10 protein-coding genes are annotated in these 17,713 nt (G+C 32.6%); 5 read left to right on the top strand and 5 right to left on the bottom strand.

The genetic code is table 11. The features are described from left to right. The first annotated feature begins 54 nt into the window (after nt 1-54). Complete coding sequence (locus tag EV144_RS17475; RefSeq protein WP_134150470.1) at nt 55-6,348, top strand: alpha-2-macroglobulin family protein; 6,294 nt, start codon at nt 55-57, stop codon at nt 6,346-6,348. Nucleotides 6,349-6,509: 161 nt separating this feature from the next. On the opposite strand, the gene EV144_RS17470 is transcribed toward EV144_RS17475, so the two are convergent. Beyond that, complete coding sequence (locus EV144_RS17470; RefSeq protein WP_134150469.1) at nt 6,510-8,654, bottom strand: S46 family peptidase; 2,145 nt, start codon at nt 8,652-8,654, stop codon at nt 6,510-6,512. Between the two features lie 312 nt (nt 8,655-8,966). On the opposite strand from EV144_RS17470, the gene EV144_RS17465 reads away from it, so the two are divergent. After that, nucleotides 8,967-9,497 (top strand): outer membrane beta-barrel protein, encoded by a 531-nt coding sequence (locus tag EV144_RS17465; protein WP_134150468.1) that lies wholly within the window; start codon nt 8,967-8,969, stop codon nt 9,495-9,497. A gap of 101 nt (nt 9,498-9,598) precedes the next feature. Here the strand turns inward: EV144_RS17465 and obgE are convergent, their stop codons facing one another. The 4 genes from obgE to hpt all read right to left on the bottom strand — a co-directional run bounded on the left by obgE (nt 9,599) and on the right by hpt (nt 13,367). After that, a complete protein-coding gene (gene obgE / locus EV144_RS17460; protein ID WP_134150467.1) occupies nt 9,599-10,600 on the bottom strand; it encodes a GTPase ObgE in 1,002 nt (333 codons plus the stop codon). Between the two features lie 102 nt (nt 10,601-10,702). Then, entirely contained in the window at nt 10,703-11,977 is a 1,275-nt protein-coding gene (locus EV144_RS17455; RefSeq protein WP_134150466.1) for a hemolysin family protein, read from the bottom strand. 207 nt (nt 11,978-12,184) lie between these two features. Further along, entirely contained in the window at nt 12,185-12,757 is a 573-nt protein-coding gene (locus EV144_RS17450; protein ID WP_134150465.1) for an adenylate kinase, read from the bottom strand. Between the two features lie 79 nt (nt 12,758-12,836). Then, nucleotides 12,837-13,367: a hypoxanthine phosphoribosyltransferase gene (gene hpt / locus EV144_RS17445; RefSeq protein ID WP_134150464.1), complete on the bottom strand. Its 531-nt coding sequence runs from the start codon at nt 13,365-13,367 to the stop codon at nt 12,837-12,839. A gap of 185 nt (nt 13,368-13,552) precedes the next feature. Here hpt and EV144_RS17440 point away from each other — a divergent pair, with 185 nt between their 5' ends. From EV144_RS17440 to EV144_RS17430, 3 genes are all read left to right on the top strand, one after another. Beyond that, nucleotides 13,553-14,827 (top strand): PQQ-dependent sugar dehydrogenase, encoded by a 1,275-nt coding sequence (locus tag EV144_RS17440; RefSeq protein WP_134150463.1) that lies wholly within the window; start codon nt 13,553-13,555, stop codon nt 14,825-14,827. A gap of 134 nt (nt 14,828-14,961) precedes the next feature. Continuing rightward, nucleotides 14,962-17,052 (top strand): TonB-dependent receptor, encoded by a 2,091-nt coding sequence (locus EV144_RS17435; RefSeq protein ID WP_134150462.1) that lies wholly within the window; start codon nt 14,962-14,964, stop codon nt 17,050-17,052. Between the two features lie 23 nt (nt 17,053-17,075). Continuing rightward, entirely contained in the window at nt 17,076-17,627 is a 552-nt protein-coding gene (locus EV144_RS17430) for a hypothetical protein (protein ID WP_134150461.1), read from the top strand. Nucleotides 17,628-17,713 lie beyond the last annotated feature (86 nt).

Below are 17,713 nucleotides of genomic sequence, written 5' to 3'. Positions count from 1 at the left end.
GTACGTTTCCAACCATTTTATAAATTCTAACATCTATAGACTAAAACTTATTTCATGAAAAAGATACTATTTGTACTGTTATTGTTTTCTGTTTCCCTACTTGCACAACATAAAGATAAAAAATGGGAAAAGGTAATTGCTTATGAAAATGAAGGCAAAATAAAATCGGCTAATGAAGTTGTTGCTAAAATTTATAAAAAAGCAGTATCAAAAAAAGACGAAGTACAAATGATAAAATGCTTTTTTTATCAATCAAAATACCTGCAGGTTCTTGACGAAAATGCAAGGACTTTAATTATAAGTAATCTCAAAAAAGATATTGCACGCGTTTCAATACCATCCAAAGCTATTTTAAATTTAGTTTATGCCAGATATTTAAAAGATTATGGTGAGTATGATTACGTTGCTGGAGTAGTAGATAGTACGGCAGCCTATGTAAGCGAAGCTGCTTATGATTCTACAGCTGTAGCAATAGATTACGCAGTAGCAATAGATTCTGTTGAAGTACCGCATTCAGATTATATCCCATATAAAAACGCTTCAGACAATGATATTGCTCTTGCTTTCGAAAAGACTTTAGAAAACGAAGCTATTTTAAAAGCTACACTTTTATCTAAATATGAAGCAATATTTAATTTTCCATCCGAAGGGAAGCCTAAGAATGAGACTTTATGGGATTATTTGATAAAAGAAAACATAACATTTTACACTGAAAAAATTCAATCATGGAACATTCAAGACAATGATTTTTTAATTTATAAAGAACAGCTTTTTGGAAATTCTGAAGCTTTTTTAAAACTCAATCTCGATTTTATAAAAGACGAAAACATCAAAAAAACATTGTCATTATATCAAAAAATTGAATTAGGTGAATCTACATTAGAAAATCAATTTTTGCGTGCAAAATTCTGTCATGTCTATTTAATTAAATCAAATGACTACTTTAAAATTTACTTAGAAAAGTTAGAAAAAGAAGCTCAAAGTAAAGATTTGCTTCAGGATATTAAATTCGAAAAAGCTACAATTTTGATTGAATATGCTACTAAAGAATCATTTCCAAACAATAATATTGAAGCGGTTGCACTATTAGATGAAATTATAAAAATTAATGACAGCTCAAACACGGCAAAATTAGCTGCTACAAAAAAGAGGGGTATTATATCTAAATATTTAACGGTTCAGCTTCAAAGAAACAATTACGAAAACGAAAATACCAGGGCTCATGTTGCTTATAAAAACGTAAATAACCTGATGCTGTCTTTTTATAAAATCAATCATAAACAAAGCACTGATTTTTACAAATTAGATCAACTAAAAATAGATAGTTTAGTAAATTCTATTATTTCTAAACAAAATAAAATTGCTTCTAAAAACTACGATCTAGTTAATAAAAAAGATTACTACCAATACTCTACCGATGTCCTTTTACCCAATTTAGAAACAGGAAATTATTTGGTTTATTTTGAAAGCGATTCAGATTCAAAAAATCAAAAGGCATTTGGTTATCAAATTATTACAATTACAAACATTTCAGTTCTTGTTTCTAAAAAAAACCTAATTGAAACGTATCAGGTTTTAAATCGAAAAACCGGAAAACCTCTCGAAAATGTTACTGTAGAAGCTTTAAATACAATTCTGAAAACAGATTCAAAAGGACAAGTTTCATTTAAATTTGATGGTAATAATGCTTACAACGCCGTAAAATTCTCCCAAACAAACGATACTGTTACTTTTCATAAAAGCTATATTCCATTTAATGAAGATTATAACACAAATGAAAAAGAAAAACCAAGTACGAAAGTACAATTCTATTTAGACAGGGCGATTTACAGACCTGGACAAACGGTTTATTATAAAGGAATTGCTTTTCAGAAAAATAAAACCAAAACAAATATTATTGCCAACAATACTTATAAAGTCACAATTCAGGATTCGAACTATCAAATTATTAAAGAATTTGAAGCAAAAACAAATGAATACGGTTCTTTCTCTGGCGAATTTATACTTTCAAAATCTGGAATTACAGGCAATTATTTTATAAAAGCACAAGCACTTGATAAAATCGAAACTTCAAATTCGGATTCTTGGGATACTGTTGAAAGCGAAAATCCTACACTTTATTTCAAAGTCGAAGAATACAAGCGTCCAAAATTTGAAGTGACTTTTGATGCTAAAAAAGAAAGCTTCCAACTTAATCAGTCGGCTAAAATAAAAGGAGAAGCAAAAGCTTTTGCCGGAAGCAATATTTCCGAAGGTGCTGTAAAATATACTGTAACGCGATATACAACCTATCTTAGAAATTATTATGGACGTGAAGAAAACCAAATTTTAACGACCGGAGAAACAAAAACGGATGCTTCAGGAAAATTCGTTATCGATTTTACGCCTTTACCTCCAAAAAATAATAAAAAAGAACAATTACCGATTTTTAATTATGAAATTTCGGCAACGGTTACAGATATAAACGGCGAAACGCATTCGGCTCAAACAACTGTAAAAATTGGTTATCATGATTTAATTTTAAATGCGCAGATTCCGAATACTATCGAAACCAAAAATAAAAATGAAGTTATATTAAACAGCACCAATTTAAATGGCGAATTTTTAGCAGCCAAAGGTGAAGTAAAATTATATTTCTTAAGCCCTTTCTCTACTAAGTTTAAAACAAGAATATTTGACCAACCCGATATCAAAAGTATTCCAGATGCTGATTTTGAAAAATTGTTTCCTTATGAAATTACAGATAATGAAATTTCTTTAAAACCTTCAGAAACATTATTATTTTCAAAAAAAATCGACACTCAAAAAGACAAAAAACTTGTTCTTGATTTTATTTCAAATTATAAATCTGGAAATTACAAAATCGTATTTTCTGCATTAGATAGTTTTAACAATCCAATTGAAACCACTTCAAACTTTACAGTAAAACAAAGTAAGGACAAATTTAATCCAAGTAAATTAATCACTGTTGAACAACTAAACAGTGACCCGAAAAAAGATGGCTTTGTATTGGTAAAACTTTCATCTCCAATACCAGAATTGTATATTTTGACCAACGGAAATTACGATGGCAAAATTTATTATGAAGATATTGTTCATTTGCAAAACAATGAGATCATTATTAAAGTTCCTGTGAAAAATGAATTTGAACAAAACTTAAATTTAGTATTTGAATCTGTGTTTGAAAATGATAGTTTTTCAAGTTATATTAATGTTTTTCTTCCAACTCAAGAGCCAAAACTAGAATGGACAGTAGAAAGTTTTAGAAATAAGATCCAGCCAGGAAGTACCGAAAATTGGTCTTTTAAATTGAATGGCATACATACAAAAACAGAATCTGAAGTTTTAGCTTCGATGTACGATAGCTCATTAGATCAATTTTCTATGCAAAACTGGAATTTGCTAAAATTGAATAATTTCCATTATAACAATACAAATTATAAAACGAAATTAGGTTTTGACATCGCTTTCGTTTCAATAGAAAATCTAAACGAAACTTATCCGCCTTTGGAATTTAGAAATACCGAAACAAAATTAAATTGGTTTGGATTTAATTTTTATGAAAGTAGATATGGAGGTTCTCTCGGCATTACTATGGCACAAATAAGAGATAAAAAAGCAGGAATCGAAACAATTAAGGGCGATCCTGATGCTGTAGTCACATTGAGCGAAGCCGTTGGTACGGGTTCTGCCATTGTAATTCAAGATAACAATGTTTATGATACTGGAAATCTAAAAACAAAGAAAAACTTAACATATGCTGCCAGAGCTTCAGCATCTCCAATGTTAATTAGAGGTAATATTTCTAAATTGAATTCAAGCGCCTTATATATTGTTGATGGAGAAATTGTTTCAGAAAGTGATTTTCAAGACATAACGCCATCAGATATTATTTCAATTGATGTTGTTAAAGACAGCAAGGCAATAGCCCTTTACGGAACCAAAGGCGCAAACGGAGTAATTATTGTTACAACAAAAAAATCTTTAGAAGCTTTAACACAAGTAAAAGCAAGAAAAAATTTATCTGAAACGGCCTTCTTTTATCCAAATTTAAAAACAGATTCTAAAGGAAATGTGAGTTTCAATTTCACTTCACCCGAAGCTTTAACATCTTGGAAACTTCGTTTATTGGCACATAATAAAGATGCCGTTTCCGGTTATTTAGAAAAAAGCGTTGTAACTCAAAAAGAATTGATGCTTTTGCCAAACTTCCCAAGATTTTTAAGAGAAAAAGATACGATTGTTATCAGCGCTAAAATATCAAATGTTACCAATGAAACCAAAAATGGAATCGCTATGCTACAGTTTTTTGACGCCGTTACAATGGAACCAATTGATGCCAAAATGCTGAACGCAAAAAACGTGAAAAACTTTACTGTGAATGCTTTTGGAAACACAACTGCTACTTGGAAAATTGCAATTCCAGAAGGTTTGCAAGGTGTACAATATAAAATCGTAGCAAAAGCAGGAAACTTTTCTGATGGAGAAGAAAACATTCTTCCGGTTTTGACAAACAATATGCTGGTTACAGAAAGTATTCCGATTTGGGTTCGCGAAAATTCTAAAAAAGAGTACACTTTTGAGAATCTTAAAAACAATAATTCTACGACTTTAAAAAACCATCAATTTACTTTAGAATACACTTCTAATCCGTCTTGGATTGCGATTAAATCTTTACCGTATTTGATGGAATATGAACATGAATGTGCGGAGCAGACTTTCGCGAGATTTTATGCTAATGCTTTAGCTTCCGAAATTATTTCGAGTAATCCGAAAATTGCTACTGTTTTTGAAAACTGGAGAAAAAAAGGAAAACTGAATTCTAAATTAGAGGAAAACGAAGAATTAAAATCGATTATTCTTGCCGAAACACCTTGGTTTAATGATGCACAAAGTGAAGATGAAAAGAATAAAAACATGGCACTTTTATTTGATTTAGAAAAGATGAAAACTTCTCAGGAAAGTGCTTTTCAAAAATTAAAACAAAAACAAAAACCGTCTGGCGCATTTGCATGGTTTGACGGTGGTAATGAAAGCGAATATATCACCAGACATATTTTAGCGGGCTTGGGGCATTTATCAAAATTAGATAAAACCAAAGATGACCTTTCTAAAATCGATGAAATCGCAAAAACAGGAATTCCTTATTTAGACCAGAAGTTTCTGGAATCTTATAAAACTAGAACTAAAAACTTAAAAAAATCAGATAAAATGATTTGGATAAATCCAAACTCAGATTTGCACTTTTTATATGCCAGAAGTTTTTATTTAGATAAATATCCGTTGTCAGATACTTTAAAAAAAGCGGCTAAATTGTATTTAGAAACTGCTAAAAAAGATTGGCTTTCGTATTCTCTTTACGAAAAAGGATTGGCAACTTTAACTCTGAATCGTTTTAGCGAAAAAGACGCTGCTAAGAAAATATTGGAAAGTTTAAAAGAAACATCTTCTACAAATGAAGATTGGGGAATGTACTGGATTGCCAATAAATCGGACTGGTATTGGTATCAGGCGCCTATAGAAACTCAGGCTTTATTGATTGAGGCTTTCGCCGAAATAAATAACGATACTAAATCTGTTGATGCGATGAAAGTCTGGTTATTAAAAAATAAACAAACCAAAAACTGGCCATCAACAAAATCTACTACAGAAGCAATTTACGCTTTGTTAATGCAGGGAACGGATTGGCTGAGTGTAAAAGATAATACCATTATTAAACTTGGAAATGAAAAAATCATAACCAAAAAATTAGCCGAAAACGAAAAAGAAGCTGAAACAGGTTATATCAAACTGAACTGGAAAGCAGACGAAGTTAAAAAAGAAATGGCTTCAATAAGTATTGAAAACAAATCTAAAGTCCCTGGCTTTGGTGGCGTTTATTGGCAGTATTTTGAAGATCTGGATAAAATTAAAACCAATTCTGGAGCTGTATTATCGGTTTCTAAAGAATTGTATCTGAAATCTAATACAACAACCGGAAAAGAATTAAAAAAAATAACAAAAGCAAATCCGTTGAAAATTGGAGATTTAGTAACGGTAAGATTAATTATCACTTCTAAAGAAGATATGGAGTTTGTACATCTTAAAGATATGAGAGCTTCGTGTTTTGAACCTGTAAATGTACTTTCAGAATATCAATATAAAGATGGACTTGGTTTTTATATGAGCACAAAAGATGCGGCAACACATTTATTTTTTGACAAAATAAATAAAGGAACTTATGTTATCGAATATGATATTCGTGTAAATAATAGCGGCGAATTTTCTAACGGTATTACTACAATAGAAAGTATGTATGCGCCAGAATTTACAAGTCATACAAAAGGGATTAGAGTGAAGGTAAATTGATAAACAAATTCCAAAATTTAAATTCCAAATTCCAAGAGTGTAGGAATCAAAAAGGGATTCTACTACGCTCAGCCTGACAATGATTTTCAAAATAAAAAACAACAAAAAACCCGACAGACTTAGAAATCTGTCGGGTTTGTTTTTTATAAAGAAAACTGAGATTATTTAGTAATCGTCAATTCGTCAATAATATTTTTAGCTCCAGCGTATTTGTCGATAATCCAAAGTACATAACGAATATCTACGTTAATTGTTCTTTGCAATTTAGGATCAAAAATAACGTCTCCAGCCATAGCTTCGATGTTTCCGTCGAATGCAATACCAATTAATTCTCCTTTTCCATTAAGAACTGGAGAACCAGAATTTCCACCAGTAATATCATTATCTGTTAAGAAGTTTATTGGCATATATCCTGCTTTATCAGCATATTGACCGTAATCTTTTGCTTTGTTTAATTCTAATAAACGTGCCGGTAAATCAAATTCCTGATCTCCTGCTTTATACTTTTTCACCATACTTTCCATGGTTGTATAATTGTTTATTGTTGCATCGTTACGCGGGTCAGCAGGCAAAGCGCGAACTTTTCCGTAAGTCAATCTCAAAGTAGAGTTTGCGTCTGGATATTTAATTGCATTTAGTTTTGATTCTCTTAATCCTTCTACCAATTCGCGGTAAGCAATTGCAAAACCATCATCGGCTTTAGCCTGATCATCAGTTTTAGCACGGTATTTTGTCAATAAATCATTAGAGATAATATATAAAGGATCGTGTACAATTGCCAATGGTTTTGGATCTGCCAAGAATGCCAATACTTTTTCTTTGTTTGTAAAATAGCTAATTTCAGTTGCTTTTGCTACATCTGCAGTAAAGTCGCCATTATTTGCCGTTTTCATTTTTGCAACTTCCGAAGCAAGTCCATATTCAGCAGCTTTAGAAGCGTATAAATTTAATTGCGCTGTTAAAACATCTTTTTCTAACGGAGCGTAAAATTCTCCATAAATGCTTTCAACCATTGCATTAATTTTAGGAAGCATTTCTGCTTTCTTAGCATCATTTTCTTTGTAATAAGCAATCAATGCATTTCCTAAATTTGCTGGTCCTGTTGCATAACTTGAAGTACGTAAAAGCTGTGTCAAATAGTTATCGTGACGCGCTTTTAAATTTGTTTCTTTATAATACTCGTTAATCGTCGGGATTACATTTTCGTATTTATCTTTATTAGCAGGTTTGCTTGCCCATTCGTAGAATTTATCTTCTTGAGCCGCTTTTGCGTCAACAGTTCCGGCTTTTGTTAAAGCATCAATCATTCCTTGACGGTTTTTCCAGTAGTTTGCTGTAGAAGCATATTTAGAAGCGTATTGTAAACGAACAGTTGCGTCTTTGTCCATGTACTTTTTCATTACGTCCATTCCGGTTTTTGCACCTTCAACCCAGGCAGGATATGCAAATTTTATATTTTGCTCAATTCCGCCAGCCGGCATCCAACGGTTTGTTCTTCCCGGATAACCTAAAATCATGGCAAAATCATTTTCTTTTACACCTTTAATACTTACTGGCAAATAATGTTTTGGCTGTAAAGGCACATTTGTTTTAGAATATTCTGCAGGATTTCCGTCTTTATCAGCATAAACTCTAAACATAGAGAAATCACCAGTTTGACGAGGCCATTCCCAGTTGTCTGTGTCACCACCAAATTTACCAACGCTTTCTGGAGGAGTTCCTACTAAACGTACATCTGTATAATCTTGGTAAACAAAATAGTAATATTCATTTCCTTGAAAGAAAGGACGAACTGAAACAGTGTATTTTCCACCTTCGTTATTTTCTTTTTCGATCAGGCTGATTTCCTGCTGAATGATTTTGTTTCTTTCTGTTTCAGACATTTGATCATTTACTTTTGATAAAATTCTTTTAGAAACATCATCCATACGCACGAAGAAACGAACATATAAAGATTTTGGTTTCATCTCTGCACTTCTTTCTTTTGCCCAGAAACCATCTTTCAAATAGTTTTGTTCAGCAGTAGAAAGTTCGGCAATAGCATTATAACCACAGTGGTGATTTGTTAAAACCAAACCGTCTTTAGAAACGATTTCAGCTGTACAACCTCCGTTAAATTGTACAATAGCATCTTTTAAACTATGGTGGTTAATACTGTAGATTTCTTCAGAAGTTAATTGAAGTCCCATTTTTTCCATATCTCTATGGTTTAATCTTTCGATAAACATCAAAAACCACATTCCTTCATCAGCTTTTGCCGGAAGAGCCATTAGGCACATGGTTAAGAATAAAACTATTTTTTTCATGTTATTTTGTTTAAGTAACGCGAATATAATTCATTTTCGCAATAAAAACATTTAAAATCAAATAAAGCAACATATATGAAATAGATTATTCTGATATTTTACGAAATCCATAATTGAAAAAAGAAGTACTGTAACTTTATTTTTTAAAATTAATACAAGAACAATCTATTAAATTTTTAAAAAATCATCTTTAAACATCTTAATAAAACATATTAATTGTAAAAATAAACTTTCTTTTAAAAATATTAATTATAAATTATTTCTTACAAATTAGATTTTATAGATTTGTCTTTAATAAATAATAATTATAAAATGAAAAAATTACTTTTAGTAGTTGCGCTGTTTGTTGCAACTATTTCGAATGCACAAAAAAACTCTGTATTATTGGGCGGGAACGTTGGATTTCAATCTGAAAAAATTGGTGATGCAAAAGCAACTGATTTTGATTTTTCTCCAAAAGTTGGATATCAATTTACAGACAACTGGACAATTGGTGTAGAGGGTTCTATTGCAAATGTAAAGGTAGACGGATTTGGTAAAACTGAAAAATATAAAATTGGAGGTTTTACACGTTACTCTTTACCTCTTTCTGAAACATTTGCTTTTTACACAGATTTGGGCGCAGGTTACCAATCAAGTTCTGTAAATGACGCTAAAGGTATGTATGTAAGTCTTACACCTGCATTATTCATTAATGTGAAAAGAGGTTTTGGATTAAACTTCTCTATCGGAGGTGTTAACTATGACAACTTAGATGGCAAAAATGATCCTAGACAAGAGCGTTTTGGTTTTAACTTTGGAAAAACTTTAAACATCGGAATTTCTAAAAACTTCCAATTATAAATTCTAAAATAAAAAAGAGACTATAAAAGTCTCTCTTGATGTACAATACTATTTGAGATTTAAAAGCCCAATAAAAAAATTTATTGGGCTTTTATTTTGTATTAATCGTTAAGCATTTTCCAAAGCTTGTCTTTTAGATCTGTCAAACCTTGTTGTGCAACTGATGAAATAAACATATACGGAACATCTTTAAAAGCAACATCTAATTCTACTTTTAATTCAGCTTTAAGTTCATCATCCAGCATATCACATTTTGAGATAACCAAAAGACGTTCTTTATCCAGCATTTCTGGATTGTATTTTGTCAATTCATTTACCAAAATATCATATTCTGCTTTAATATCCGGCGTATCAACAGGAACTAAAAATAGTAAAGTTGAGTTACGCTCAATATGACGTAAGAAATAATGTCCTAAACCTTTTCCTTCTGCCGCACCTTCAATAATTCCGGGAATATCTGCAATTACAAAAGATTGAAAATCTCTGTACGCCACAATTCCTAAATTTGGTTTTAATGTTGTAAACGGATAATCTGCAATCTTAGGTTTTGCTGAAGTTAAAACAGACAATAAAGTCGATTTTCCTGCATTCGGAAAACCTACTAAACCAACATCTGCCAAAACTTTAAGTTCCAGAATAACATCCATTTCTACACCCAATAAACCTGGCTGTGCATAACGTGGCGTTTGGTTGGTAGAACTTCTAAAGTGCCAGTTTCCTAAACCACCTTTTCCTCCTTTACAAAGAACTCTTTTTTCTCCATCTTCTGTGATTTCAAATAAAGTTTCTCCTGTTTCTTTGTCTTTTACAACAGTTCCCAAAGGTACTTCGATGTATTTATCTTCTCCATCAGCACCAGTGCTTCTGTCTCCTCCTCCATCACCGCCGTGTCCGGCTTTTACGTGTCGCGCAAATTTAAGGTGAAACAATGTCCAAAGACCTTTGTTTCCAACTAAATATACGTGTCCTCCACGTCCTCCGTCACCACCGTCCGGGCCTCCTTTTTCAATAAATTTCTCTCTATGTAAATGTGTAGATCCCTTTCCCCCTTTTCCGGAAGAAACATATATCTTAACATAATCTACAAAATTTCCCTCTGTCATTTTTCTTTGTTTATGTGTAGTTTTAGCTTTCAGGTTTCAGGTTTCAAGTTAAATGCGTTTACGCAACCTGAAACTTGAAACTTGAAACCTGAAACAAATTCTCTACTCTTTAAGCGCTTTTACCAGCACTTTATCAATCTTAACGCCGTCCATGTCGACAACTTCTAATACAAATTTCTGCCAGACTAATTTTTCTCCTTCTTTTGGAATATGAGAAAGCTCGGTCATAATCATACCGCTTACGGTGTTTACTTCGTAATCATTTGTCAGTTCGTCTAACTCAAAATAAGTTAGGAAATCATGTAATGAATAATGTCCGTCTACAAGCCATGAACCGTCTTCTCTTTCTATAAGCTGAAATTCATCTTTATAAAAATCAGATGCATCGCCAACTAAAGCTTCCAGAATATCATTCAATGTAATCATACCTTGAAAAACACCATATTCATCTGAAACCAACGCATAGTGAACTCCGGTCTTTTTGAAATTTTCTAAAGCTTTGTAAGCAGTAGTTTGTTCCATTAAATAAGGAGCATCAGATTTTATAGCGTTCAAATCGAAATTGTCTTTTTCGATGTTGGCAAATATATTTTTTAAGGTTACAATACCTACGATATCATCGTAATTGTCGCTGTAAATTGGATAAACGGTGTGAAGATCCTGTAAAACCAATTCTTTAATTCGGGCTTTATCAGCATTTAACGGTAACATGTCTACCGATTTACGGTGTGTCATTAAAGAACTTACTTTTCTATCACCAATGTGAAAAACACGTTCCACAATATCTTGCTCAATTTCCTGAACTTCTCCGCCTTCGGTTCCTTCTTTTATTATCGCTTTAATTTCTTCCTCAGTAACTTTTCCGTCGGCTGTTGGTTTGATTTGCAAAACATTCAATAAAAAATCTGTTGATGTTGTTAACAGCCAAATAAAAGGTGCCGTAACAATAGAAACAATTTTCATTGGCAGTGCGACCATTTTAGCAATAGATTCCGGATAATTTAATCCGATTCTTTTTGGCAGTAATTCTCCTAAAACCAAAGAGAAAAAAGTTAAAACGACAACAACAATCCCAACTGCAACAGAATGTGCATAAGGTTTTAAAGCTGCAAATCCGCTTACAAAAGTTTCGACATCTATTGTTATTTTATCTCCAGAATAAATACCAGTCAAAATTCCGATTAAAGTAATTCCGATTTGTACTGTTGATAAAAACTTGTTCGGAGAATTAGCTAAGTCCAATGCAATTTTGGCACTTTTATTCCCTTTTTTTGCTGCAGTTTCCAATCTGTTTTTTCTGGCCGAAATCAGTGCGATTTCAGACATAGAGAAAACTCCGTTTAATAGTATTAGAAAAAATATTATTAGTATTTCCAATTTGAGGTTTGTTCGTTATTGAATAGTCGTTAAATGTAATTTGTAACCTAATGTTTTGATAGCCCAGATGGGAGTAAAAAGCCCGGAGCTAAAAAAACTAATTTTTCCTGCCAGAAAACAGTCCCGATGCATCGGGAGAAGCTCGTTTTATGGTGTGGAAAAATAGTTTTTTTAGCGAGGACTTGTAACGACAGCTGGAAAAAGCTTCTACAAATTATCTATAACTGACGTTAATCGCTCTGTAATTTCTTCGATAGTTCCGATACCGTTTACGGCATAAAACTTATTTTGTTCTTTGTAATATCCAATTAGCGGCGCTGTTTTTTCATTATATTCCTGATATCTTACACGAATTTTTTCTTCGTCCTGATCATCAACTCTTCCGCTTGTTTTTCCTCTTTCTAATAAACGTGCTACTAGAATTTCATCATCTGCTTCCAACGCGATTGTAGCGGTAACGCTAGAACCAATTGTTGGTAAAAATTTATCTAATGCAGCAGCCTGATCTAATGTTCTTGGGTAACCATCAAACAAAAATCCTGCTGTATCTGGGTGTTTTTTTACTTCGTCTATTAACATTGCAGTAGTTACTTCGCAAGGAACTAATTCTCCATTGTCCATAAATACTCTTGCTCTTTTACCTAAATCTGTATCATTTTTTAAATTAAAACGAAAAATATCTCCTGTTGAAAGGTGTGTTAAATTGTATTTTTCTTTTAAAAATTCTGCCTGAGTTCCTTTTCCTGCCCCTGGCTTTCCAAATAAAACAATGTTAATCATAATATGTGTGTGTTGTTACTTCTTGACTTTTTTTAAAGAAGTTTAAAATGAATATATAGTTGTGTGTATGTGTTTAAAATTATTCTGCCAATTTATATACTTCGCCCAGATTTCTGCCTAATCCATCATAGTCTAAACCGTAACCAACGATGAATTTATTTGGAATCCTGATTCCGATATAATCTATTTTAATGTCTTTTTTGTAAGCTTCCGGTTTAAAGAACAATGTTGCAATTTTAAAATGCTTTACATTTTGTGCTTTAAAAATTGCTTTTAATTCTTCTATCGTATTTCCTGTATCTACAATATCTTCTATAATAATGACGCTTCTGCCAGACAAATCCTGATTAATTCCAATTAATTGGTTGACTGTGTTTGTTGATTCTGTACCTTCATAAGAAGCCATTTTTACGAATGAAACTTCGCAGGGTTTTTTATATTTTTTCAGAAAATCTGCAACAACCATAAATGCGCCATTCAAAACTCCAATAAAAATTGGGGTATCATCTCCAAAATCATCTTCTATTTCTGTAACTAATTTAGTTACAGCAAAATCAATTTCTTTAGCCGAAATAAACGGAACAAATTGTTTATCGTGAAGTTGTATCATTATTTTTATGTTTAAAATAATGCGCAAAGATACAGAATTACAACTTAATACCTTATATGAAAATAGCGTCTCCTAACATTTTTTTAAGAATGTTAAATATCAGTTAATAATTACAATCTTATAACAAAGCTAAGCCTGTAATTAAGTAAATTGTTGTTCTATAAACATTTAACCCCTAATCTAAAATGAAAACAACCGTACAAATATTTTCTGCCTTTTTAGCTATTACAATGACTGCCTGCAACGGACAGGTAAAAAAGGAAGAAAAAGAAGCTTTGGCAGCACAACCTGGAAATGTGGTAAAAACGGCTATTGGAGATCTTAAACTTCCGCCGCCATACGCAACTGAATCTAAAACAAACAACAGTAAAGTTCTAAAATGGTCTGATGGAAAAATGCCTAAAGCTCCTGAAGGTTTTACGGTTTCTAAATTTGCAGATGGTTTTGAAAATCCGCGTTGGACTTATATTGCTCCTAATAATGACATTTTTGTTGTAGAAAGCGGTACGAGAACCAGTAAAAATCAGATTACGGTTTTTCGCGATGCAGATAAAGACGGAAAATTTGAAACCAGAAATGTTTTTATTTCTGGCTTAAACAGACCTTTTGGAATGCTGGTTCTAAAAGATTTTTTCTATATAGCCAATACTGATGGTTTATATCGCTATCCTTATAAAAATAATCCGCTGAAATTAGAAACGCAGGGCACAAAAATCCTTGAACTTCCTGCAGGCGGTTACAACAATCACTGGACGAGAAATATTATTGCAAATCCTAACGGTACAAAAATTTATGTTTCTGTGGGTTCTGGAAGTAATAATGCGGAACACGGAATGGAATCTGAATTGCGCCGTGCCGATATTTTAGAAATTAATCCTGATGGAACAGGCGAAAAAATCTACGCTGCGGGTCTTAGAAATCCGGTTGGAATGGATTGGAATCCTGCTAACGGCGAACTTTGGACTGCGGTTAATGAGCGCGACGAATTGGGCGATGATTTGGTTCCTGATTATATTACGAGCGTTAAAAAAGATGGCTTTTATGGCTGGCCTTATTCGTATTATGGAAATATTTTAGACCCAAGAATGAAAGGCGAACGCAAAGATTTGGCTGCAAAAGCTATTGTTCCGGATGTTCCGGTTGGTGCTCACACGGCTTCTTTGGGTTTGGCATTTTATACTAAAGATGCATTTCCTAAAAAATATAAAAACGGAATTTTTGTTGGACAGCATGGTTCTTGGAACCGCGCTAAAATATCCGGCTATAAAGTTCTTTTTGTTCCTTTTGCAAACGGAAAACCTTCTGGAAAACCCGAAGATTTCTTAACCGGATTTATTGCTAATGAAGAAAAAGCCGAAGTTTACGGTCGTCCGGTTGCGGTTACGGTTATGAAAGATGGTTCGCTTCTTGTAAATGATGACAGCGCTAATACGATTTGGAAAGTGACAGCGAATAAATAAATTCCAATAATTTTGGAAAACTCCAATTTTTAAAAATTCCAAATTCCAAAATGAACTCATTTCAAATTGGAATTTGGAATTTTAAAAATATTGAAATTTATTTACACCAAGATTTTATTTAACCCAAATCATTTATGACTTTAAAAAAATATTGTCTTCTTTGTTTTGCATTACTTTTTCTTCAAAATATAAATGCACAAAATAGAGAAGGTAAAACTATTGATACGCTTCAGACAGAAAAATTGGATGAAGTAATTATTAGCCCGCTTCACATTAATAATACGATACAAGATACGCCGGCTTCTATTGGCATTTTATCTAAAAAAGAATTACTGCAAAATAATACAACTGATATTAGTACTGTAATAAATACAATTCCCGGTGTGTTTATGCAGTCTGCAAATATTACAACAACCCGAATTTCTATTCGCGGGATTGGCGCAAGAACGCCTTATGGAACCAATAAAATAAGGGCTTTTTATGGCAGTATTCCGCTGACTTCCGGAAATAGCGAAACGGTTATTGATGATATTGATCTGGAAAACCTGAATCAAATTGAAATTATTAAAGGGCCGCTTTCAAGTGTTTACGGCGCAGGATTGGGAGGTGCAATTTTAATATCGCCGCAACTTTCAAAAAATATTGGCGAAAGCGCAGGAATCAGCACTGTTGTGGGTTCTTATGGTTTATTAAAAAATACTTTAAATTATAGTTTAAACGAAAAACAAGGAAGTTTGAATCTGAGTTATCACAAACTCGAAACTGACGGCTGGAGAGAAAACAGCGCGTATAATCGTGAAGGTGTTACTTTGGCGGGCGAATTATTTAAAAAGAAAAACAGCAAGCTTACTTATTTTTCTAATTACACGTATTTGAAAGCCTACATTCCGAGTTCGATCAATAAAACCATGTTTGATAATAGTCCGCAATCTGGAGCGCCAACTTGGGTAGCTTCAAAAGGATTTAAAGAATATAAATCGACATTGGCAGGATTGGCTTATGATTTTAAGATTAATGAAAATCTGAGCAATTCGACTTCAGTTTTTATGAATTATAAAGACAGTAACGAACCCAGACCTTTTGACATTCTTCGCCAATATACTTTTGCAAGCGGCGCGAGAACTCAGTTTTCTGGTAATTTTAAAATTAATGAAATTGAAAACCAATTTATAACCGGAATCGAATATTTTACAGACCATTATAAAGGTAATACGTTCCAGAATTTATATCAGCAGAACAACGGGCAAGGAAGTCTGCAAGGCGATCAGCTTACAGAAACAGGTCAGAAAAGGAATTTCTATAATATTTTTGCACAGTTTAGAACGTTGTTATCGAGAAAATTTGAGATTCAGGCTGGATTAGATTATAACAAAACAGAATTTGAATTAGAAAATTACAATCTCAATTCGACTCAAAATTATAGTTATGATGGTATTTTTTCGCCACAGCTTTCTTTCTTATTTAAACCTAATGCGCAACAAACTGTATATTTTTCTGCAAGTCGAGGATTTTCGTTGCCTGCAACAGAAGAAACCTTAACAAGCACTGGCTCTATTAATCCTGATATAAAACCAGAGAATGGTTATAATTTTGAACTTGGTGGTAAATTCTATTTTTTCAATAAAAGACTTTATTCAGAAATTAGTATTTATCGAATGGAAATAAAAGATTTACTGGTTGCAAAACGAGTTGGCGACGATCAATATGTAGGGGTAAATGCTGGAAAAACTTTTCATGAAGGAATCGAAATTACCTTAAATCACAATTGGCCTATTAATTCTTTTTTCAATATCAACTCTTATATTTCTGGCTCTTTTGGAAATTATGAATTTAAAGAGTTTGTGGATAATGGAAATGATTTCTCTGGAAATAAACTAACGGGAGTTCCTGCCAATAAAGTAAATGCAGGAATAAATTTAAACACAAGTTTAGGAATTTATCTGAGCGGCGATTTTCAGTTTATAGATAAAATTCCTCTAAATGACGCAAACGCAGTTTATGCTGATTCTTACAATATAATTAACCTAAAAACGGGTTATCGATTTGAAATTCTGCCTAAGTTAAATGCTCATTTAGCTGCAGGTATAAACAATGTAACTAACGAAAAATATGCTTCTTTAATCCTGCCAAATGCCGTTGCAGTCGGAAATACTTCGCCTCGCTATTATTATCCCGGTCTTCCTACAAATTTTTACGGATTAGTCTCCCTAAATTACCTATTTTAGTTCCCGATTTAAAATCCACAAAGATGCCTTCTGAACTCCAATCAAAGCTAGATTACGTAAATGCTTACCGGGAAAACCGACTCAAAGCTGCTCAATATATTTTAGAAAATAAAGATTATTTTGATGAATTGGTTAAGATTTGCTTTTCGCCATCTGACAAAAATAATCACAGAGCCTGTTGGATTTTAGAATTTGTATCGTACGAAGAATTAATTTGGCTTCAGCCTTATGTTGATTTTTTCTGCGAAAATTTGAAACATTTAAAAGAAGAAAGTTCATTAAGACCAATTGCAAAAGTTTTACAACATTTAGTAAAATCGCATTATAAAAAGGCTGAAAACTGCATTTTACTTTCCGAAGAAAATCTTCAACATTGTATTGAAGTTTCTTTTGACTGGTTAATAAATGATACCAAAGTGGCTACAAAAGCATATTCTATAAGAACATTATATGTTTTAGGAAATTATTACGACTGGATTCATCCTGAACTTAAAATTATTATCGAAAAGGATTACGCAGATCATTCGGCTGCTTATAAAGCGGTTGCTAAAGAAGTTTTGAAGAAAATGAAATAACGTTTTTTTTTCGTTTGCCACGAATGACACGAATTTCACAAATTTTTGCAGCGCTAAATTACTTCGTGCAATTCGTGTCATTCGTG

Source organism: Flavobacterium sp. 270 (genome assembly GCF_004368785.1).
Lineage (GTDB): Bacteria > Bacteroidota > Bacteroidia > Flavobacteriales > Flavobacteriaceae > Flavobacterium.
The sequence above is the reverse complement of the archived record's forward strand: the minus strand, read 5'-3'. Positions and strand labels throughout refer to the sequence as shown.